The organism is Lysobacter antibioticus HS124 (assembly GCF_000336385.2).
In the GTDB taxonomy this organism is placed as follows: domain Bacteria; phylum Pseudomonadota; class Gammaproteobacteria; order Xanthomonadales; family Xanthomonadaceae; genus Lysobacter; species Lysobacter firmicutimachus.
Map to the genome: position 1 here is coordinate 1 of NZ_HG424546.1, position 19,362 is coordinate 19,362.

The 19,362-nt window shown below is 69.8% G+C and carries 17 protein-coding genes; 13 read left to right on the forward strand and 4 right to left on the reverse strand.

Going from position 1 to position 19,362, the window contains the following annotated elements; genetic code table 11:
* Positions 1-207: 207 nt before the first annotated feature.
* Positions 208-546 (reverse strand): ComEA family DNA-binding protein, encoded by a 339-nt coding sequence (locus TX83_RS17530; RefSeq protein ID WP_064749266.1) that lies wholly within the window; start codon positions 544-546, stop codon positions 208-210.
* 220 nt (positions 547-766) lie between these two features.
* Here TX83_RS17530 and TX83_RS17535 point away from each other — a divergent pair, with 220 nt between their 5' ends.
* Both TX83_RS17535 and TX83_RS17540 read left to right on the forward strand, forming a co-directional pair.
* Positions 767-2,260, forward strand: coding sequence for a M20 family metallopeptidase (locus tag TX83_RS17535; protein WP_064749267.1), 1,494 nt, complete (start codon positions 767-769; stop codon positions 2,258-2,260).
* A 486-nt stretch (positions 2,261-2,746) separates the two neighbouring features.
* Positions 2,747-2,989 (forward strand): GlsB/YeaQ/YmgE family stress response membrane protein, encoded by a 243-nt coding sequence (locus TX83_RS17540; RefSeq protein WP_064749268.1) that lies wholly within the window; start codon positions 2,747-2,749, stop codon positions 2,987-2,989.
* 264 nt (positions 2,990-3,253) lie between these two features.
* Here the strand turns inward: TX83_RS17540 and cysN are convergent, their stop codons facing one another.
* Positions 3,254-5,242 carry a sulfate adenylyltransferase subunit CysN gene (gene cysN / locus TX83_RS17545; protein WP_079248287.1) on the reverse strand — a complete coding sequence of 663 codons (1,989 nt, stop codon included), beginning with the start codon at positions 5,240-5,242 and terminating at the stop codon, positions 3,254-3,256.
* Positions 5,242-6,216: a sulfate adenylyltransferase subunit CysD gene (gene cysD, locus TX83_RS17550; protein WP_079248289.1), complete on the reverse strand. Its 975-nt coding sequence runs from the start codon at positions 6,214-6,216 to the stop codon at positions 5,242-5,244. The genes cysN and cysD overlap by 1 nt, the downstream gene beginning before the upstream one ends.
* 286 nt (positions 6,217-6,502) lie before the next feature.
* Here cysD and TX83_RS17555 point away from each other — a divergent pair, with 286 nt between their 5' ends.
* Genes TX83_RS17555 through TX83_RS17565 form a run of 4 tightly spaced genes read left to right on the forward strand, consistent with a single transcriptional unit; the run spans position 6,503 to position 11,059 of the window.
* Positions 6,503-8,338: an assimilatory sulfite reductase (NADPH) flavoprotein subunit gene (locus TX83_RS17555; protein ID WP_428992575.1), complete on the forward strand. Its 1,836-nt coding sequence runs from the start codon at positions 6,503-6,505 to the stop codon at positions 8,336-8,338.
* Positions 8,338-8,577: a hypothetical protein gene (locus TX83_RS22915; protein WP_141233555.1), complete on the forward strand. Its 240-nt coding sequence runs from the start codon at positions 8,338-8,340 to the stop codon at positions 8,575-8,577. Before TX83_RS17555 ends, TX83_RS22915 begins: the two co-directional genes overlap by 1 nt.
* A complete protein-coding gene (cysI, locus tag TX83_RS17560) occupies positions 8,574-10,313 on the forward strand; it encodes an assimilatory sulfite reductase (NADPH) hemoprotein subunit (protein WP_064749270.1) in 1,740 nt (579 codons plus the stop codon). The genes TX83_RS22915 and cysI overlap by 4 nt, the downstream gene beginning before the upstream one ends.
* Entirely contained in the window at positions 10,310-11,059 is a 750-nt protein-coding gene (locus tag TX83_RS17565) for a phosphoadenylyl-sulfate reductase (protein ID WP_064749271.1), read from the forward strand. Before cysI ends, TX83_RS17565 begins: the two co-directional genes overlap by 4 nt.
* 458 nt (positions 11,060-11,517) lie before the next feature.
* Here the strand turns inward: TX83_RS17565 and TX83_RS17570 are convergent, their stop codons facing one another.
* Positions 11,518-12,501, reverse strand: coding sequence for a LysR family transcriptional regulator (locus tag TX83_RS17570; RefSeq protein WP_064749272.1), 984 nt, complete (start codon positions 12,499-12,501; stop codon positions 11,518-11,520).
* A 324-nt stretch (positions 12,502-12,825) separates the two neighbouring features.
* Here TX83_RS17570 and cysG point away from each other — a divergent pair, with 324 nt between their 5' ends.
* The 7 genes from cysG (at position 12,826) to bluB (ending at position 19,362) form a co-directional block, all read left to right on the forward strand.
* Positions 12,826-14,289 carry a siroheme synthase CysG gene (cysG, locus tag TX83_RS17575; protein WP_064749273.1) on the forward strand — a complete coding sequence of 488 codons (1,464 nt, stop codon included), beginning with the start codon at positions 12,826-12,828 and terminating at the stop codon, positions 14,287-14,289.
* Positions 14,290-14,329: 40 nt separating this feature from the next.
* Positions 14,330-15,310, forward strand: coding sequence for a cysteine synthase A (gene cysK, locus TX83_RS17580; protein WP_064749274.1), 981 nt, complete (start codon positions 14,330-14,332; stop codon positions 15,308-15,310).
* Between the two features lie 427 nt (positions 15,311-15,737).
* Positions 15,738-16,787: an aminoglycoside phosphotransferase family protein gene (locus TX83_RS17585; RefSeq protein ID WP_064749275.1), complete on the forward strand. Its 1,050-nt coding sequence runs from the start codon at positions 15,738-15,740 to the stop codon at positions 16,785-16,787.
* Entirely contained in the window at positions 16,784-17,512 is a 729-nt protein-coding gene (gene murU, locus TX83_RS17590) for an N-acetylmuramate alpha-1-phosphate uridylyltransferase MurU (RefSeq protein ID WP_064749276.1), read from the forward strand. Before TX83_RS17585 ends, murU begins: the two co-directional genes overlap by 4 nt.
* 67 nt (positions 17,513-17,579) lie before the next feature.
* Positions 17,580-18,134: an RNA 2'-phosphotransferase gene (locus TX83_RS17595; protein WP_064749277.1), complete on the forward strand. Its 555-nt coding sequence runs from the start codon at positions 17,580-17,582 to the stop codon at positions 18,132-18,134.
* Positions 18,135-18,136: 2 nt separating this feature from the next.
* Positions 18,137-18,631, forward strand: a complete 495-nt coding sequence (locus TX83_RS17600) for an O-acetyl-ADP-ribose deacetylase (RefSeq protein WP_064749278.1) — start codon at positions 18,137-18,139, stop codon at positions 18,629-18,631.
* Positions 18,632-18,651: 20 nt separating this feature from the next.
* On the forward strand, positions 18,652-19,362 hold the full coding sequence (gene bluB / locus TX83_RS17605; RefSeq protein ID WP_064749279.1) for a 5,6-dimethylbenzimidazole synthase: 711 nt from the start codon (positions 18,652-18,654) through the stop codon (positions 19,360-19,362).

Sequence of the window (19,362 nt, forward strand, 5' to 3'; positions counted from 1 at the left end):
CCCGAATCCCGAATCCCGAGCCCCGAATCCCGAATCCCGAATCCCGAATCCCGAATCCCGAATCCCGAAAAAGGGTGTGCCCCACCGCGGATCCGTCCGCGGCGGGGCAGCGTACTTCCGTGTCCAGGGACCTCCCCCCGAATCCTTCGAGCATCCTTGCCCGATCAGCTGCCGGCACCGCGTCCTTACGGCGCCGGCAGACTCATTTCAACGCTTGCTGGCAGCGCGCGGGGCGGCGATCGCGCCCGCGGTGTTGATCGGACGGCCCTGGGTGGCGCCGCCGACCACGATCCGGTCCCGGTTCTTCTCGACCGTCTTCAGACCGATCCCTTTCACCAGGGCCAATTGCTCGGCGCTGCGGAAGGCCCCATTGGCCTTGCGGTAGGCGACGATGGCTTCGGCCTTGGACGCTCCGACGTTGAGCAGCACGCGATCCAGCGTGGCCGCGTCGGCGCTGTTGATGTTGACCTTTTCCGAGGCGATGGCACTGCCGGCGAGCAGCAGCGACAGGACCAGCGACTGGGCGATGAGGGCAAACGACTTCATGGTTGTGCTCCTGAGAGTGGATTCCTTTCCGGGCCGGCGGCCGTACGTCCTTGAGTCCTTGTGTTCCGCCGGTGGAGACAGTCTCCATGTCTCGACCCGCACAGGTTATCGCCGGCCCGGCCCCTACGAAGTCGGGGGGAGCCGCAGCGCAGGGTAGGAAAAGTCCTACACGGCCCGGGAGGCGTAAACTGCCCCCCTTCCCCGCTCAAGAGGCTCCTCGATGGACGCCAGCCAGGTCGACCGCTACGTCGGCCAGAAGTGGGACGACGAGATCGTCCCGCAACTGGTCGAATACATCCGTATTCCCAACAAGTCGCCGATGTTCGACGCCGATTGGGTCCAGCACGGCTATATGGACGACGCCGTCCGGCTGATGGAGACCTGGGCCAAGGCGCAGTCGATCCCGGGCATGCAGGTCGAGGTGGTGCGCCTGGAAGGCCGCACGCCGCTGATCTTCATCGACATCCCGGCCGCTCATGGCGGCAGCGACGAGGACTGCGTGCTGCTGTACGGGCACCTGGACAAGCAGCCGGAGATGACCGGCTGGGACGACGGCCTCGGCCCCTGGACCCCGGTGCTCAAGGGCGACAAGTTGTTCGGCCGCGGCGGCGCCGACGACGGCTACGCGATCTTCGGCTCGCTGGCGGCGATCCTGGCCCTGCAGGACCAGAAGATCCCGCACGCGCGCTGCGTGATCCTGATCGAGGCCTGCGAGGAATCCGGCAGCTACGACCTGCCCGCCTACGTCGACCACCTCGCCGACCGCATCGGCAAGCCCTCGCTGGTGGTCTGCCTGGACTCGGGCTGCGGCAACTACGAGCAATTGTGGTGCACCACCTCGCTGCGCGGCCTGGCCGGCGGCAATTTCGCGGTCAAGGTGCTCAGCGAAGGCGTGCACTCCGGCGACGCCTCCGGCGTGGTGCCGTCCAGCTTCCGCCTGCTGCGCCAGCTGCTGTCGCGGCTGGAGGACGAGACCAGCGGCAAGATCCTGGTCGAAGGCCTGTACGTCGACGTGCCGGAAGAGCGCATCGAACAGGCGCGCCAGGCGGCCAAGGTGCTGGGCACGGCGGTCTACGACAAGTTCCCGTTCCTGCCCGGCATGAAGCCGATGGCGGACGACCTGGCCGAGCTGGTGCTCAACCGCACCTGGCGCCCGGCGCTGTCGGTGACCGGCGTCGACGGCATGCCGCCGTTGGCCTCGGCCGGCAACGTGCTGCGCCCGCACACCTCGGTCAAGCTGTCGCTGCGCCTGCCGCCGACCCTGGACGGCAAGCGCGCCGGCGAACTGCTCAAGGACGTGCTGCTGCGCGACCCGCCGAACGGCGCTCAGGTCTCGCTGGAGCTGGAAAAATCGTCCAGCGGCTGGAACGCCCCGGCGATGTCGTCCTGGCTGTCCAAGGCCATCGACGCCTCCAGCCGCGAGTTCTTCGGCCAGCCGGCGATGTACATGGGCGAAGGCGGCTCGATCCCGTTCATGGGCATGCTCGGCGAGAAGTTCCCGGGCGCGCAGTTCATGATCACCGGCGTGCTCGGTCCGCACTCCAACGCCCACGGCCCGAACGAATTCCTGCACATCCCGATGGGCAAGCGGGTCACCGCCTGCGTCGCGCGGGTGGTCGCCGAGCACCACCTGGCCGGCCAGCGCGGCGAAACCACCGGCGTGGCCGCGGTCGCCGACAGCGGCGATCGGCATGGCGATCACGGTTGTTGCTGAGCGGCCGGGATTGGGGATTCGGGATTAGGGATTGGCAGGAGCAGTGAGGCTGCCTCGCTTGAGTCTTCGCTTCGGCTGGCTCGGTTTCGATCCTTCCGGCACGAACAAAGCGGACCCGCGAGGGTCCGCTTTTGTTTTGGGGCCGGTGAGCCGCTGCGAGCCGGGATGGCTACCGCCCGGACCGCGCCGGCCGGACTCTCTGAGGCGACTGGCGTGCCGCAACCGCATGCTGACGTCTCCGGCCCCGCTTTCGCGGAAATGCCGGGCAGAGCCAGCGAAGCCGGCGCCCGCCCCGCGAGAGCCGAGATCCGGCTTCGGCCGGCCGCCTACCGCTCTCCAGCTCATCCCTCGCCCCCGGCTTCTGCCAATCCCGCATCCCCCACGCCTACGCCAATCCCGAGTTCCCCATCCCAGCCCTCACGCAACAGCGACAGCCCCCGCCACATGATCCAGCGGCGTCAGCCACCCATCCGAAGGAGGCAAGCCATGCTCGGCGGTATCGTGTACACCATCATCATCGGCGCGGTCATCGGCGTACTCGCGCGTTTCTTCAAGCCCGGCGCCGATCCGATGGGCTGGATCCTGACCATCCTGCTCGGCATCGCCGGCGCCTATATCGGCAGCCTGCTCTACGCCGGCGGCGGCCTGATCGGCCTGATCGTGTCGGTGATCTGCGCGATCGTGCTGTTGTTTCTGTACGAGATCATTCGGGCCAAGGCGGCCAAGTGAGGCCGGGATTAGGGATTAGGGATTAGGGATTGGCGAGAGCGGCGGTGCGGCGGCTCGGTTTCGTGAGGGCGGGCCGCAACAGAGCCGTTCGGCATGTCCCCGACGCGCAAAAAGAAAGCGGACCCTCGCCGGTCCGCTTTTTTCTTGATGCGAAACACGGCAGAACTCGAATCCACCGCCTTCCATCGCCCCACCGATCCCGACTTACTAATCCCGAATCTCCGCTTCTAGCGAATCCCCAATCTCCAATCCCACATCCCGGCTTCACCGCAAATAGTCGATCACCCGCTGCGCCAGCGCCTGCGCATCGTGCTCCAGGGTCGGCAGGCGCAGCTCGGGGGCTTCGGGGACTTCGTAGGGCGAATCGATGCCGGTGAAGTTGGGGATGCGGCCGGCGCGGGCCTTGGCGTACAGGCCCTTGACGTCGCGCCGCTCGGCTTCCTGCAGCGGGGTGTCGACGAACACTTCGACGAATTCGCCGTCCTCGAACAAGTCGCGCGCCAGCCGGCGCTCGGCGCGGAACGGCGAGACGAAGCTGACCAGCACGATCAGGCCGGCGTCGGTCATCAGCTTGGCGACTTCGGCGACGCGGCGGATGTTCTCGACCCGGTCCTCGTCGGTGAAGCCCAGGTCCTTGTTGAGCCCGTGGCGGACGTTGTCGCCGTCGAGCACGAAGGTGTGGTGGCCGAGCGCGTGCAGTTGCTTGTCGACCAGGTTGGCGATGGTCGACTTGCCCGAACCGGACAGGCCGGTGAACCAGACGCAGCGCGGCTTCTGGTGCTTGCTGCGGGCGCGCGCGGCCTTGTCGACGTCGACCGGGTGCCAGTGCAGGTTGCCGGCGCGGCGCAGGGCGAAATCCAGGGTGCCGGCGGCGACGGTGGCGTTGCTCTGGCGGTCGATCAGGATGAAGCTGCCGAGCTCGCGGTTGTCGCGGTAAGCCTCGAACGCGATCGCCTGGTCCAGGCCCAGGTTGACCGCCGCGACCTCGTTGAGCTCCAGGTGCTTGGCGGCGAGTTGGGCCTGGCTGTTGACGTCGATCTTGTGCTTGATCTCGGTGACGCTGGCGCCGACCGTGCGCGCGCCGATCTTGAGCCAATACGAGCGCCCCGGCAGCAGCGCGTTCGCATCCATCCACAGCAGGTGCGCAGCGAACTGATCGGCCACTTCCGCCGGACGTTCGGCCGCGGCGATGACGTCGCCGCGGCTGATGTCGAGTTCGTCCTCCAGGGTCAGGGTGACCGCCTGGCCGGAACGGGCGTAGTACAGGTCGCCGTCGGCGGTGACGATGCGCTGCACCCGCGAGCGGCGGCCCGACGGCAAGGCGACGATTTCGTCGCCCGGGCGCACTTCGCCGGCGGCGATGGTGCCGGCGAAGCCGCGGAAATCCTGGTGCGGGCGGTTGACCCACTGCACCGGCAGGCGCAGGCCCAGTTCCGCCTCGGCGCGCGCGGTGTCGACGGTTTCCAGGTACTCGAGCACGCTCGGGCCGTCGTACCAGGGCGTGGCCGGCGAACGCTCGATCAGGTTGTCCCCCTCCAGCGCCGACAGCGGCACCGCCTGCACGTGCTCGATGCCGAGCTGGGCGGCGAGCTCGCGGTATTCGCCGGCGATGCGCTCGAACACATCGCGATCGAAATCGACCAGGTCCATCTTGTTGACCGCCAGCAGCACGTGGCGGATGCCGAGCAGGGACACGATGTAGCTGTGGCGGCGGGTCTGGGTCAGCAGGCCTTTGCGCGCGTCGACCAGGACCACGGCCAGGTCGGCGGTGGAGGCGCCGGTGGCCATGTTGCGGGTGTACTGCTCGTGGCCGGGGCAGTCGGCGACGATGAACTTGCGCCGCGCGCTGTCGAAGAACCGGTAGGCCACGTCGATGGTGATGCCCTGCTCGCGCTCGGCGGCCAGGCCGTCGACCAGCAGGGCGAAATCGATCTCGCCGTTGCGGGTGCCGTGGCGGCGGCTGTCGGCGCTGAGCGCGGCCAGTTGATCGTCGAACAGGCGCTTGGTGTCGTGCAGCAGGCGCCCGATCAGGGTGCTCTTGCCGTCGTCGACGCTGCCGCAGGTGATGAAGCGCAGCAGGCTCTTGCGCTCGTGCTGGCGCAGGTAGTCGGCGACGCTGTCGCCGACGGGATTGGGGATTCGGGATTCGGGATTGGCAAAAGCCAGAACCTCCCCGCTCACCGGTTCCACCTCCGCGTCGCCGCGCTCCGCTTCGACCAATCCCGAATCCCCAATCCCGAATCCCGGCTTCATCAGAAATACCCTTCCTGTTTCTTGCGCTCCATCGACGCCGAGGGGTCGTGGTCGATGACCCGGCCCTGGCGCTCGGAGGTGGTCGCGACCAACATCTCGGCGATGATCGCCTCCAGCGTGTCGGCCTCGGATTCGATCGCGCCGGTCAACGGATAGCAGCCCAGGGTGCGGAAGCGCACCTTGCGCTGCTGCGGCACCTCGCCCTCGCGCAGCGGCAGGCGCTCGTCGTCGACCAGGATCAGGCTGCCGTCGCGTTCGACCACCGGACGCTGCGCGGCGAAGTACAGCGAGGGCACCGGGATGCGCTCGCGGTAGATGTACAGCCACACGTCGAGTTCGGTCCAATTCGAGATCGGAAACACGCGCACGCTTTCGCCGGCGTGGATGCGGGTGTTGTACAGGTTCCACAGCTCCGGGCGCTGGTTCTTCGGGTCCCAACGGTGCTGCGGGTTGCGGAACGAGAAGATCCGCTCCTTGGCGCGCGACTTCTCTTCGTCGCGGCGCGCGCCGCCGATCGCGGCGTCGAAGCGGTTCCAGTCCAGCGCCTGCTTCAGCGCCTGGGTCTTCATCACGTCGGTGTGCACGGCGGCGCCGTGGCTGATCGGGCCCACGCCCTGGGCCAGGCCGTCGGGATTGACGTGCACGCGCAGGTCGACGCCGGTCTCGGCCGCGCGGCGGTCGCGGAACGCGATCATCTCGCCGAACTTCCATCCGGTGTCGACATGCAGCAAGGGGATCGGCGGCCGCGAGGGATAGAAGGCCTTGAGCAGCAGATGCAGCAGCACCGAACTGTCCTTGCCGACCGAGTACAGCATCACCGGATTGCGGAACTCCGAGGCGACCTCGCGCAGGATGTGGATGCTCTCGGCCTCGAGCCGGTCGAGATGGCTCAGCGTGCGCGCGGCCAGCTGCGGCGGCGCGGACGGGTCGGCGGCGGTGTCGAACAGCGGGCTCAGTTCGGGTGACGCACTCATGCAAGCGGACTCGTGGTGCTCGGGCGGCGGCGGCCGGCGGAGATTGTGCGCGTAGTCGGCGAGGTCGGTCGCCGGCGCGGCGCAGCGGGCGCCGGCGGCGCCGGCGAAGGCGGGGTGCGGCCGGCCCGGCACGGCCGGTCCGGAGCCTCGACCCCGGGGGCCATTAGAAATCCCCCCGGAATCGCGGAGAAATGAGCGCAGGTCATGAACGCATAACCGAGCATCCTTTCCGCGCCCCCGGCACCGGCTCGTAGCCTGCTGACTCCCAAGCCAGAAGCCGACCGCCGTGCCCGCCGCCGCCCTGTCCGCTCCCGCCCTGCTCGCCACTCCGCTGCCCGCGGACCGGCTCGACTCGCTCGCCCGTCTCACCGACGGCCTGGACAAAGACAGCCTGTGGTGGTTGTCCGGCTATGCCGCCGGCCTGGCCCGCGCCGGCGGCGGCCTCGCCGCGGCGGTGCAGGCGCCGGTCGCCGACGCCCGCAACGGCGAGCGGCTGAGCATCGTCTACGGCAGCCAGACCGGCAACGCCAAGCGCCTGGCCGAGCAGCTCGCCGGGCAGGCCGAAGCGGCCGGTCTCAACGTGCGCCTGCTGCGTGCCGACGCCTACCCGACCCGCGAACTCAAGAACGAGCGCCTGCTCTATCTGGTCGTCAGCACCCAGGGCGACGGCGACCCGTCCGACGACGCCCGCGGCCTGGTCGAGTTCATCGCCGGCAAGCGCGCGCCCGAACTCAAGCAGCTCAGCTACGCCGTGCTCGGCCTGGGCGATTCCAGCTATCCGCAGTTCTGCGCGATCGGCCACAAGCTCGACGCGCGCCTGGCCGAACTCGGCGCCCACCGCCTGTTCGCCCGCGGCGACGCCGACCTGGACCTGGAGACCGTGGCCGCGCCGTGGCTGCAGCAGGCCCTGGCCCAGGCCAAGGAAACCCTGAAGCCGGCCGCCGCGCACCTGGCCACGGTGACCCCGCTGCGGCCGCTGCCGAGCGCGCCGGCGCACCACCGCGATGCGCCTTTCGCGGCCGAGCTGATCGGCAACCAGCGCCTGACCCAGGCGATCGCCGGCCGTTACCGCTCCGACAAGGACGTGCGCCACATCGAACTCTCGCTGGAGGGCTCGGGCCTGCATTACCAGCCCGGCGACGCGCTCGGCCTGTGGCCGCGCAACCCGCCGCAGCTAGTCGAGGCGGTGCTGCACACCCTCGACCTCGACGGCGACGCCGCGGTCGCCCACGCCGGCCAGGAACTGCCGCTGCGCCAATGGCTGAGCGAGAAGCGCGAGCTGACCAAGCTGGCACGGCCGTTCGTCGCCAGCCACGCCGCGCACGCCCGCAGCGACGAACTCAACCGCCTGCTGGCCCCGGACCAGGCCGCCGCGCTGACCGACCTGCTCGCCAACAGCCAGGTGATCGACCTGCTGCAGCGCTACGACGGCCACTGGAGCGCCGACGAGCTGGTCGCGGCGCTGCGCCCGCTGACGCCGCGGCTGTACTCGATCGCCTCCAGTCAGAAGCTGGTCGGCGACGAAGTCCATCTCACCGTCGCTCACCTGCAGTACGAAACCGCCGCCGGCACCCGCTGGGGCGCGGCCTCGCACCAGCTCGCCAGCGCCGCCGAAGGCGATCGCCTACCGGTGTTCGTCGAACACAACGAACGCTTCCGCCTGCCCGCTGACGGCTCGCGCGACGTGATCATGATCGGCCCCGGCACCGGCGTCGCGCCGTTCCGCGGCTTCGTCCAGGAGCGCGCCGCCGACGGCGCCGGCGGCCGCAACTGGCTGCTGTTCGGCAATCCGCACTTCCGCACCGACTTCCTCTACCAGACCGAGTGGCAGGCCGCGCTCAAGTCCGGCCAGTTGCACCGCCTCGATCTGGCCTTCTCGCGCGACCAAAGCCACAAGGTCTACGTCCAGCATCGCCTGCGCGAACGCGGCCGCGAACTCTACGACTGGCTGCAGAACGGCGCCCACCTGTACGTGTGCGGCGACGCCACGCGCATGGCCAAGGACGTGCACGCGGCGCTGCTGGCGACGATCGCCGAGCACGGCGGCAAGAGCGCGGAAGACGCGGAGGACTATCTCAATCAACTGCAGCAACAGGGCCGCTACGCCCGGGACGTGTACTGATGCGCGCTGTCGGCCATCGCCAATCGATCGAATCGGGCCGCACGTCGCAGGCCGCCAGGTTCGGCTTCGTGTCTACTGATCGCAACGGATCGCGGCTTGCCCCGGCGGCCCGGATGGAACGCGGCAACGTCACCGATGCGATCGAGCGCGCCGGCAAGAGCGTGCCGACGCCCACGGGCCGCGTTTCATTCGGGCTGCATCCGCGCAGCGCGCAGCGCCGCGCCGGAGCCGCGGCATGAGCGCGCATTCGGTCGAGGACATCAAGCGCTCCAGCGCGCGGCTGCGCGGCAGCCTGCTGGAAAGCCTGGCCAATCCGGTCACCGGGGCGCTGAACGACGACGATCAGACCCTGATCAAGTACCACGGCAGCTACCAGCAGGACGACCGCGACCTGCGCGAGGAGCGCCGCCAGGCGCGGCTGGAGCCGGCCTACAGTTTCATGATCCGCACCCGCACCCCGGGCGGCGTGGTCTCGCCGGAGCAGTGGCTCAAGCTCGACGCGGTGGCCACGACCTACGCCGAACGCGGCTTGCGCGTGACCACGCGCCAGGCGTTCCAGTTCCATGGCGTGATCAAGACCGAACTCAAGCCGACCATGCAGGCGATCAACGCCGCGCTGATCGACACCCTGGCCGCCTGCGGCGACGTCAACCGCAATGTCGCGGTCGCCGCCAATCCGCAGCTTTCGGCCAGCCACGCCGAGGTGTTCGCCCAGGCCGCGGCGCTGTCCGAGCACCTGCTGCCGAACACCCGCGCCTACTACGAGATCTGGCTGGACGAAGAGCGCGTCGCCGGCAGCGGCAGTGAAGACGAGCCGATCTACGGCGAGGTCTACCTGCCGCGCAAGTTCAAGATCGGCTTCGCGATTCCGCCCTACAACGACGTCGACGTGTTCGCCCAGGACCTGGGCTACATCGCGGTGATCGAGGACGGCCGCGTGCTCGGCTACAACGTCACCGTCGGCGGCGGCATGGGCGCGACCCACGGCGATCCGGAAACCTATCCGCGCCTGGGCGATGTGATCGGGTTCGCGACGCCCGAGCAGGTGATCCCGGTCGGCGTGGCGGTGGTCACCGCCCAGCGCGACTTCGGCAATCGCGCCGTGCGCAAGCGCGCGCGGCTGAAGTACACCATCGACGACCGCGGCCTGGACTGGTTCAAAGCGGAAGTCGAACGGCGCGCCGGTTTCCCTCTCCTTCCGGCGCGCCCGTTCGCCTTCCGCCACAACGGCGACCGCTTCGGCTGGGTCGAGGGCGACGACGGCCGCGGCCACCTGACCCTGCGCATTCCGGCCGGACGGATCGTCGACGGCCCGTTGGACGGGCAAGGCGCCGCGGTGAGCCACCTCAGCGGGCTGCGCGAAATCGCCCGGTTGCTGCTGACGCACGAGGGCGCGCAGTTCCGCATGACCCCGAATCAGAACCTGGTCATCGCCGGGGTTCCGGCCCCGGTGCGCGCCGAAGTCGATGCGCTGGTCGCGCAGCACGGCCTGGACGGCTACCGCGCCGCCAGCCCCGTGCGTCGCAACGCGATCGCTTGCGTGGCGCTGCCGACCTGCGGCCTGGCCATGGCCGAGGCCGAACGCTACCTGCCCGACTTCGTCGCCCAGGTCGAAACCCTGCTCGACCGCCACGGCATTGCGCAGGCGGCGATCAACCTGCGCATCAGCGGCTGTCCGAACGGCTGCTCGCGTCCCTACCTGGGCGAGATCGCCCTGGTCGGCAAGGCGCCGGGGCGCTACAACTTGATGCTCGGCGCCGACCATCGCGGCCAGCGCCTGAACACGCTGTACCGCGAGAACATCGCCGAGGCCGAGATCCTCGCCGCGCTGGATCCGCTGCTGGCCGGCTACGCCAGAGACGCCGCCGCCGACGAAGGCTTCGGCGACTATCTGGTGCGCAGCGGCGTGGTCGCGATTCCGTATCCCACCCCCACCGGCATTCCCGTCGTCCTGATTGCAGAGGCCGCCGCATGAGCGCTCCGATCGATCCCGTCACCGCCGCCGAGTCGCCGCGCGCGCTGGCCGAACTCAACGCCTGGCTGGGCACCCGCAGCGCCGAGCAGCGCGTGGCCTGGGCGCTGGAAAACACCGCCGGCGAACACGCGCTGTCGTCGAGCTTCGGCGCCCAGTCGGCGGTGTCGCTGCACATGGTCACCCGGCAGGCGCCGGCCATTCCGGTGATCGTGATCGACACCGGCTACCTGTTTCCCGAAACGTACCGCTTCATCGACGAGCTCGGCGAGCGCCTGCAGCTCAATCTGCAGGTCTATCGGCCGCAGATCGGCGTGGCCTGGATGGAGGCGCGCTTCGGCCGGCTGTGGGAACAGGGCGTGGAGGGCATCGAGCGTTACAACCGCATGCGCAAGGTCGAGCCGATGCAGCGCGCCCTGGCCGAACTCGGCGTGCGCACCTGGATCGCCGGCCTGCGCCGCAGCCAGTCCAGCAGCCGCGCCAACATCGACTTCCTGCAACTGCGCGACGGCCGCTGGAAACTGCACCCGCTGGCCGACTGGAGCGACCGCGACATCTGGGACTATCTGCGCGCGCACGACCTGCCGTACCACCCGCTGTGGCACCAGGGTTACGTCTCGATCGGCGACGTCCACACCACGCGTCCGCTGGAAGCGGGCATGCGCGACGAGGACACCCGTTTCTTCGGCCTCAAGCGCGAATGCGGCCTGCATTTCGACAGCGAACCGGCGGAACCGCAGGCGGCTTGAGTTCGGTTTTGGTGGGAAGCGAACAGCACAGGCGGAAGCAAATCCCCCCTGCCCCCTTTTTTTAAAGGGGACGGCAGAAGCTTCAAGAGAAGAGCGGCAAAAGCGGCGTCTCGACTCGAACGACCTGCACCCGCCAACGACCCGCACCTGCCAACGGTCTACCCTTGGCAGCGATCTACTCGCGCAGGCGATCCAATGTACTCGCGCCGCCGCTTTAGCCGTACCGACGGCTTATCGGCATGAGCGACGACCGGTATCAGCGGTGTAACGCCTCGGGCGATGCACCGGCGCCACTCATCTACGACGCCCGCGACGTAGCGGCATGCCGTAATGGAGCAGGCACCCACACCTCCACGCCTCCCACTCAAAGCATTCCCCTTTGAAAAAGGGGGCCAGGGGGGGATTTGCTGTTAGTTGTCGCCGCCCCTCACAACGGTCTATCCGACCAACCCGCCGCATCAAGTCCCGATCGACTGGGTCAGCTCGGCCCAGGTCGGCGCCAGCGGCCATTGCGGCTCCAGATTGCCTTCCAGCACCCGGCGCAGGTCGCGGCGGTCGATCTGCGGCGCCAGCCCGTGGATCAGCTCCAGCGCATAGTCGCGCAGCACCCGCGCACGCGGGATCACCGCCCAGGTCACGCACTCCGGCAGCGCATCCGGCGCAGTCAGCGCGCGCAGGTCTTCGTCGCGCGCGGTGACGGCCATCTCCGCCAGCAGGCCGACGCCGAGACCGGCGCGCACATAGGTCTTGATCAGATCGGCGTCGCGCGCCGTCATCGCCAGCAACGGTTCGTGCCCGCCGGCGACGAAGGCGCGGCGCAGCGACGACTCGGGCCGGGTCGAGGATTCGTAGCTGATCAACGGCTCGGCAGCGAGTTCCGACAGCGTCGGCGGCCGGTCCAGCTTGGCCAGGGCGTGCGCGCGCGGCACCAGCACCACCCGGCGCCAGCGGAACAGCGGCACCGCCAACCCGCCCTCGGGCGCGGCGCCGGCGGTGCTGATCACCGCCAGGTCGGCATTGCCGTGCGACAGGTTCGACAGCACCTCGCCGTCCGAGGCCGCCTGCAAGTGCACGCTGACCTGGGGGAAGTTGCGCTTGACCTGGGCGATCACCGGCGGCAGCACGAAGCGCGCCTGGGTATGGGTGGTCGACAGCACCAGCCGGCCGGCATGCTGGCCGCGCTCGTTGGCGGCGTAGGCGCGGATGTTGGCCGCTTCTTCCAGGATCCGGCGGGCATGTTCCAGCACCCGTTCGCCGGCCGGTGCGATCGCTTCCAGGCTACGGCCCTTGCGCACGAACAGCAGGAAGCCGAGCTCGTCCTCGAGCTGCTTGAGCTGCTTGGACAGGCCGGGCTGGGTCGCGTGCACACGCTCCGCGGCCAGGGTGATGTTCAACCCGGAATCGGCGATCGCGACCAGGTAGCGCAGTTGGGTGAGGGTCATGGCGAGGCGGTCCGTAAGAGGGAGGGATCGGCGGCGCGACGGCGCAGGCGGCGACAACAGCCGGTCCCGGAACGGAGGGGACGGTGCGGTCGGCAGCGGCTCGGGCGGATCGCGTCCACGTGATCTATCGCTCTATTCGGATGGAAGGATTTCTAGATTAGCCAGCGCGGCAACAGCTTGTCCAGTTTTGGTTTCTGAACGCAAGTAATAGGTAGCGCGGCTCATTACGCCGCGGCATGTGCAAAGGCGGCGCCGTCATTTCCCGCCGCCGGCAGGGGGCCGTAGCGTCGTACCGTCCTCCCACCCCGCTACCCGGTCGCCGCCATGACCCGCGCTCTGTTTCCCCTGTTCGCCGATCTGCACGGACGCGAGGTGCTCGTGGTCGGCGGCGGCACGGTGGCGCTGCGCAAGGCCGCGGCCCTGCTCGAAGCCGGCGCCCGGGTCCGCCTGGGCGCCCCGGCGTTGATCCCCGCGCTGTCCGATTGGGTCGCCGAGGGCCGCATCGAGCACCGCCCCGGCCGCTTCGTCGAAGACTGGCTGGACGGGGTATGGCTGGCGATCGCCGCCACCGACGATGCCGCGGTCAACCGCGCCGTGGCGGAAGCCGGCACAGCGCGGCGGATCTGGGTCAACGTGGTCGACGACGTCGAGGCGTCCAGCTTCCACGTGCCGGCGCGGGTCGAACGCGGCCCGGTGCAGATCGCCATCTCCAGCGGCGGCGCCGCGCCGATGCTCGCCCGTCACCTGCGCGAAAGCCTGGAAACCCGCTACGACGAATCGCTGGGCGCGCTGGCCGAATTGCTCGCCGCGCAGCGCGAACGCATCCGCGCGCGTCTGCCCGAGCTCGGCGCGCGCCGGCGCTTCTTCGACCGCCTGCTGGCAGGGCCGCTGCAGGCGCTGTTGCGCCAGGGCCGCCAAGCCGAAGCGCAACAGGCTTTCGACGCCGCGCTCGGCGAGGATGCCGCGCGCCAGGGCGAACGCGGTTCGGTGGCCTTGGTCGGCGCCGGCCCCGGCGATCCGGGCCTGCTGACCCTGCGCGGCCTGCGCGTGCTCAACGAAGCCGACGTGATCCTGCACGACCGCCTGGTCAGCGCCGAAGTGCTCAAGCTGGCGCGCCGCGACGCCGAGCTGATCGACGTCGGCAAGCAGGCCGCCTGCGCCGCGATCGAACTCACCCACCCCACCGATCACCAGTCCACCCAGCAGCGCATCCACGCGCTGATGCTCGAGCACGCCCGCGCCGGCAAGCGCGTGGTCCGGCTCAAGGGCGGCGATCCGTTCGTGTTCGGCCGCGGCGGCGAGGAACTCGAAGCGCTGCGCGAGCACGGCATCGATTACGAAGTCGTGCCCGGCGTCACCGCGGCCCTGGCCTGCGCCGCCTACGCCGGCATTCCGCTGACCCATCGCGACCACGCGCAGTCGCTGCGCCTGGTCACCGCGCATCTGAAAGACTCGGCCGAACCGCTGGACTGGCGCGCGCTGGCGCTGGAGCGGCAGACCCTGGCGGTGTACATGGGCGTGTCCGGTCTGGACGTGTTGCGCGACAAGCTGATCGAACACGGCCGCGCCGCCGACACGCCGTTCGCGCTGATCGAAAACGGCTCGCGCCCGAACCAGCGGGTGGTCGCCGGCACCCTGTCCAACCTCGCCGAGCGCGCTGCCGAACACCAGGTGCGCTCGCCGGCGCTGCTGATCATCGGCGAAGTTGCCGCTCTGTCCGAACGCCTGCACTGGTTCGGCCGCGCACCGCTCGGCGACACCGGCGCGCACTACGCCGCGGCCGCCTGAGTCACTCACCGCATCCGAACCCACGCCACGGGAGCCTTTCATGCCTCTGTACGACAGCATCCTCGACACCGTCGGCGACACGCCGATCGTCAAGCTCCATCGCATCGCGCCCAAGCACGTATCGCTGTACGCCAAGGTCGAATCGTTCAATCCCGGCGGCTCGGTCAAGGACCGCCTGGCGCTGGCGATCGTGCTCGACGCCGAACGCAGCGGCGCGCTCAAGCCCGGCCAGACGATCGTGGAGGCGACCTCGGGCAACACCGGCATCGCCCTGGCGATGGTCGCCGCCGCGCGCGGCTATCCCTTCGTCGCGGTGATGACCGAGACCTTCTCGGTCGAGCGGCGCAAACTGATGCGCGCGTACGGCGCCAAGGTGATCCTCACGCCCGCCGCCGAACGCGGCAGCGGCATGGTGCGCAAGGCCGCCGAACTGGCCGAGCAGCACGGCTGGTTCCTGGCCCGCCAGTTCGACAACCCGGCTAACCCGGCCTACCACCGCAGCACCACCGGCCCGGAAATCCTGCGCGATTTCGCCGGCAAGCGGCTGGACTACTTCGTCACCGGCTGGGGCACCGGCGGCACCCTCAGCGGCGCCGGCCAGGTGCTCAAGCTGGCCCGTCCGGATCTGAAGATCGTCACCTCCGAGCCGGCCGGCGCCTCCCTGCTCAGCGGCAAGGACTGGCAGCCGCACAAGATCCAGGGCTGGACGCCGGATTTCGTGCCCGGCGTGCTCGACCGCACGATCGCCGACGAGATCCGTCCGGTCGACGACCTCAGCGCGCGCGACACCGCGCGCCGCCTCGCCGCCGAGGAAGGCCTGTTCGTCGGCATCTCCGCCGGCGCTACGGTCGCCGCCGCCTTGCAGGTCGCCGAGCAGGCGCCGGAAGGCTCGGTGCTGCTGGCGATGCTGCCCGACACCGGCGAGCGTTACCTGTCCACGTTCCTGTTCGAGGGCGTTGCCGAAGGCTCCGACGACGAGTGGCTGGCGTCGCTGGAAGCGCGCCAGACAGCGGCCGCCTGACCTCGTTCGACCCGCGGGATGGGGCCGCGCGCGGCCGTACGCTGCGCACGTGCCGCCGCAACGGAACGGCGCCGCGCCGGCTCCATCCCGCAACTGCGCAGGCCGCGGCCCGCGCACCGGGCACCCGTAGGGCGGGGCCCACGGCGTCCTAGGCCGGAAGCAGCGGTGGCGACTGCATCCGGGCGACGGCGACGTGGGCTTCGCCCTACATCTTTACGGGCGAGGGTACCGGCGAGGGGTTGCCGCGCCGCTTCATGAAGACGGCGATGCGACGCGCGCGGCGGTGCGGTGGTCCGGGAGCGGCGTCGACGCCGCCGAGGGAGCACGGCCGCGGCGAGCGCCGCTCCTACCCCTGAACGCGCGAGGTTGCCAACGCGGCGCGGCCGGCTACCCTGTGCGCCTGCGGCCTTCGCCGCATGGAGCCTGCATGACCCAGCCGTCCCCTACCGACCGCGACGCCGCCCGCCTGGCCTGGGCCCGTGCCGCGACCGGCGACGATCGCCTCGACCTCGTCCGCGCCTCCTTCGACGCCGGCTTCCGCAGCTACTGGCGCGGCAGCGTGGGCGACGCAGAGCGCCGCTTCGCCGGCGCCAGCGTGATCGTGATGGACTCGCCGCCGGAACTGGAAGATCCGCGTCCCTGGCTGCGCCTGCGCGACGTGCTGGCCGCCGGCGGAGTGCGCGTGCCGCACGTGTTCCAGGCCGACCCCGAGCGCGGCTTCCTGCTGCTGGAAGACCTGGGCCAACGCACCTTCCTGCAGGCCGTGGAAGCCGGCGAGGCCGACCCCGACGCCCTGTTCGAGCTGGCTTTCGACCAGTTGCTGAAGGTCCAGTCCCTGCCCTGCCCGGACGACCTGCCGCCTTACGACGAAGCCTTCCTCAGCCGCGAACTGCGCCTGTTCGACGAATGGTTCCTCGGCCGCCACCTCGGCCTGAGCCTGGACTGCGGCGATCTGGAACGCCTGGACCTGGCCTACCGGCGCATTCTCGACAATGTCCTGGCGCAGCCGCAGGTGTTCATCCACCGCGACTTCATGCCGCGCAACCTGATGCCGGTGCCCGGCGGCCTGGCGGTGATCGATTTCCAGGGCGCCTTGCGCGGCCCCATCGCCTACGACCCGATCAGTCTGTTCCGCGACGCCTTCGTCAGCTGGCCGGAGGAACGCATCGAAGCCTGGCTGGCGCGCTACCACGCTCGCGCCGCCGCCGCCGGCATCCCCCTGCCCGACTACGCGCGCTTCCGCCGCGACGCCGACTTCGCCGGCCTGCAGCGCCACATCAAGATTCTCGGCCTGTTCGCGCGCCTGCACCATCGCGACGGCAAGCCCAAGTACCTGGCCGACGCGCCGCGCTTCCTGGCGTATCTCGACATCGTGCTGCCGCGTTATCCGGAACTGGCCCCGCTGGCCGAGATCGTCGAGCGCCACGTGCGGCCGGCCCTGACCGGCAACGCCGCAGCCGCGGACGCGCGCGCATGAAGGCGCTGATCTTCGCCGCCGGCCTCGGCGAGCGCATGCGGCCGCTCACCCTGCACACGCCCAAGCCCTTGCTCAGCGTCGGCGGCAAACGCCTGATCGAATGGCACCTGGACAAACTCGCCGCGCTCGGCGTCGACGAGGTCGTGGTCAACACCTCCTGGCTGGCCGAACAGTTCCCGGCCACGCTCGGCGACGGCGCGCGCTGGGGATTGCGCCTGCGCTATTCCTACGAGGGCGCGACGCCGCTGGAAACCGGCGGCGGCATGCTGCATGCGCTGTCGCTGCTGCAAGAAGGCGCCGCCGCCGATGCGCCGTTCCTGGTCGTCAACGGCGATATCTGGACCGACTACGACTTCGCCGCGTTGCCGCGCGCGCTCGACGGCGACGCGCATCTGCTGCTGGTCGACAATCCGGTCCAGCATCCGCACGGCGATTTCCATCTCGGCGACGACGGTCGCATCGGCAACGAAGGCGCCGCCAAGCTCACCTATTCCGGCATCGGCCTGTATCGCGCTTCGCTGTTCGAGCGCTGGCGCGAGATTGCCGGCGACGCGGCCGGCGCGCGACTCGACCCGCCGCGCTTCAGCATCGTGCCGCTGCTGCGTCAGGCCGCCGACGCCGGCCGCTTGAGCGGCTCGCACCATCGCGGCCGCTGGACCGACGTCGGCACGCCCGAGCGCCTGCAGCGACTCGACGCCGCGCTGAGCGCGGCGGCGCACGGCTGAATGCCCCCCCATCGATATCGCGCGGCCTGAACCACCGCAGCCTCTCCTCCCTGCGAACTGGAATCCCATGACCGCCGTCAGCCTCACCAAGACCAGCAAATTCCTCAGCCTGGTGCTGCGCCACGAACCCGAAGCGATCGGCCTGAGCCTCGACAGCAACGGCTGGGCCGACCTCGACGACCTGATCCGCCTGGCCAATGCCGACGGCAAGCCGGTAACGCGCGCGTTGATCGAGCAAGTCGTGCGCGACAACGACAAGCAGCGCTTCGCGATCAGCGCCGACGGCACCCGCATCCGCGCCAATCAAGGCCACTCGATCGAGATCGACCTGGCGCTGACCGCGCTGGCGCCGCCGGCCGTGCTTTACCACGGCACCGCGACCCGCTTCGCCAAGTCGATCCGCAACCTGGGCCTGGTCAAGCAGAGCCGCCAGCACGTGCACTTGTCGTCCGACGCGGACACCGCGATCGAGGTCGGCAGCCGCCACGGCAAGGCCCTGGTGCTGTCGATTCGCGCCGGCGACATGCACGCGCGCGGCCTGAGCTTCTTCCAATCCGAAAACGGCGTCTGGCTGACCGACGCGGTGGCGCCGGAATTCATCGACTGGCCGGCCCAGGACTGAACATGCGCCTGCACGCCATCCGCGCCGACATCACCACGCTGAGCGTGGACGCGATCGTCAACGCCGCCAATTCGTCCTTGCTCGGCGGCGGCGGCGTCGACGGCGCGATCCATCGCGCGGCCGGCCCGGAACTGGTCGCCGAATGCCGCCTGCTCGGCGGCTGCAAGACCGGCGAGGCCAAGCTCACCCGCGGTCATCGCCTGCTCGCCGCTTATGTCATCCACACGGTCGGGCCGGTCTGGCGCGGCGGCGAACACGGCGAGCCGGATCTGTTGGCGGACTGCTATCGCAACGCGCTGGCGCTGGCCGAACGCCACCGCCTGCGCCGCATCGCCTTTCCCTGCATCGGCACCGGCATCTACGGCTATCCGCTGCAGGCCGCGGCGCGGATCGCCATCGACACCGTGCTCGCGCATACCGGCACGGGCATCGAGGAAGTCGTGTTCTGTTGTTATTCCGAGGCCGACCTGGCTGTCTACGCCGGCCTGCTCGGCTGAACCGCGATCTTCCTGCCCGCATGAGCGCCGACCACCGCTTCTCCGAAGACGAACGCCGCGGCTTGTACCGGGCGATCTTCGAACGCCGCGACGTGCGTTCACAGTTCCGTCCCGATCCGATTCCGCCCGATGCGCTGGCGCGCCTGCTGCGCGCCGCGCACCACGCGCCCTCGGTCGGCTTCATGCAGCCCTGGGACTTCGTCCTGGTAGACGACCCGGCGCTGAAGCGGCGGGTCAAGGCGCTGTACGACGAGGCCAACGCCGAAGCCGCGGCGAACTACAGCGAGGAGCGCGCCGCGCTGTACCGGCGGCTCAAGCTAGAAGGCATCGTCGACAGCCCGATCAACCTGTGCATCACCTGCGACCGCCAGCGCGGCGGCCCGCACGTGCTCGGCCGCAACACCCTGCTCGACGCCGACCTGTTCAGCGCCTGCCTGGCGGTGCAGAACCTGTGGCTGGCCGCGCGCGCCGAAGGCATCGGCGTGGGTTGGGTCAGCATCCTGGAACCGAACGAGTTGGCGCGGGTGTTGAACCTGCCCGAAGGCGTGTTCCCGCTGGCCTACCTGTGCCTGGGCTATGTCAGCGAATTCCTGCCGCGTCCCGAACTGGAAACCCAAGGCTGGCGCTCGCGCCTGCCGCTGCACGAGCTGATCCACGGCAACGGCTGGGGCGGCGCGATCGAAGACGAGGCGCTGCGCGCGGCGGTCGCGCAGGACGACGGGCAAGGTTGA

Excerpts from the sequence above, each read along its gene's own strand:
- TX83_RS17530 (WP_064749266.1), bottom strand. The coding sequence starts at position 546 with ATGAAGTCGTTTGCCCTCATCGCCCAGTCGCTGGTCCTGTCGCTGCTG.
- TX83_RS17535 (WP_064749267.1), top strand. The coding sequence starts at position 767 with ATGGACGCCAGCCAGGTCGACCGCTACGTCGGCCAGAAGTGGGACGAC.
- TX83_RS17540 (WP_064749268.1), top strand. The coding sequence starts at position 2,747 with ATGCTCGGCGGTATCGTGTACACCATCATCATCGGCGCGGTCATCGGC.
- cysN (WP_079248287.1), bottom strand. The coding sequence starts at position 5,242 with ATGAAGCCGGGATTCGGGATTGGGGATTCGGGATTGGTCGAAGCGGAG.
- cysD (WP_079248289.1), bottom strand. The coding sequence starts at position 6,216 with ATGAGTGCGTCACCCGAACTGAGCCCGCTGTTCGACACCGCCGCCGAC.
- TX83_RS22915 (WP_141233555.1), top strand. The coding sequence starts at position 8,338 with ATGCGCGCTGTCGGCCATCGCCAATCGATCGAATCGGGCCGCACGTCG.
- cysI (WP_064749270.1), top strand. The coding sequence starts at position 8,574 with ATGAGCGCGCATTCGGTCGAGGACATCAAGCGCTCCAGCGCGCGGCTG.
- TX83_RS17565 (WP_064749271.1), top strand. The coding sequence starts at position 10,310 with ATGAGCGCTCCGATCGATCCCGTCACCGCCGCCGAGTCGCCGCGCGCG.
- TX83_RS17570 (WP_064749272.1), bottom strand. The coding sequence starts at position 12,501 with ATGACCCTCACCCAACTGCGCTACCTGGTCGCGATCGCCGATTCCGGG.
- cysG (WP_064749273.1), top strand. The coding sequence starts at position 12,826 with ATGACCCGCGCTCTGTTTCCCCTGTTCGCCGATCTGCACGGACGCGAG.
- cysK (WP_064749274.1), top strand. The coding sequence starts at position 14,330 with ATGCCTCTGTACGACAGCATCCTCGACACCGTCGGCGACACGCCGATC.
- TX83_RS17585 (WP_064749275.1), top strand. The coding sequence starts at position 15,738 with ATGACCCAGCCGTCCCCTACCGACCGCGACGCCGCCCGCCTGGCCTGG.
- murU (WP_064749276.1), top strand. The coding sequence starts at position 16,784 with ATGAAGGCGCTGATCTTCGCCGCCGGCCTCGGCGAGCGCATGCGGCCG.
- TX83_RS17595 (WP_064749277.1), top strand. The coding sequence starts at position 17,580 with ATGACCGCCGTCAGCCTCACCAAGACCAGCAAATTCCTCAGCCTGGTG.
- TX83_RS17600 (WP_064749278.1), top strand. The coding sequence starts at position 18,137 with ATGCGCCTGCACGCCATCCGCGCCGACATCACCACGCTGAGCGTGGAC.
- bluB (WP_064749279.1), top strand. The coding sequence starts at position 18,652 with ATGAGCGCCGACCACCGCTTCTCCGAAGACGAACGCCGCGGCTTGTAC.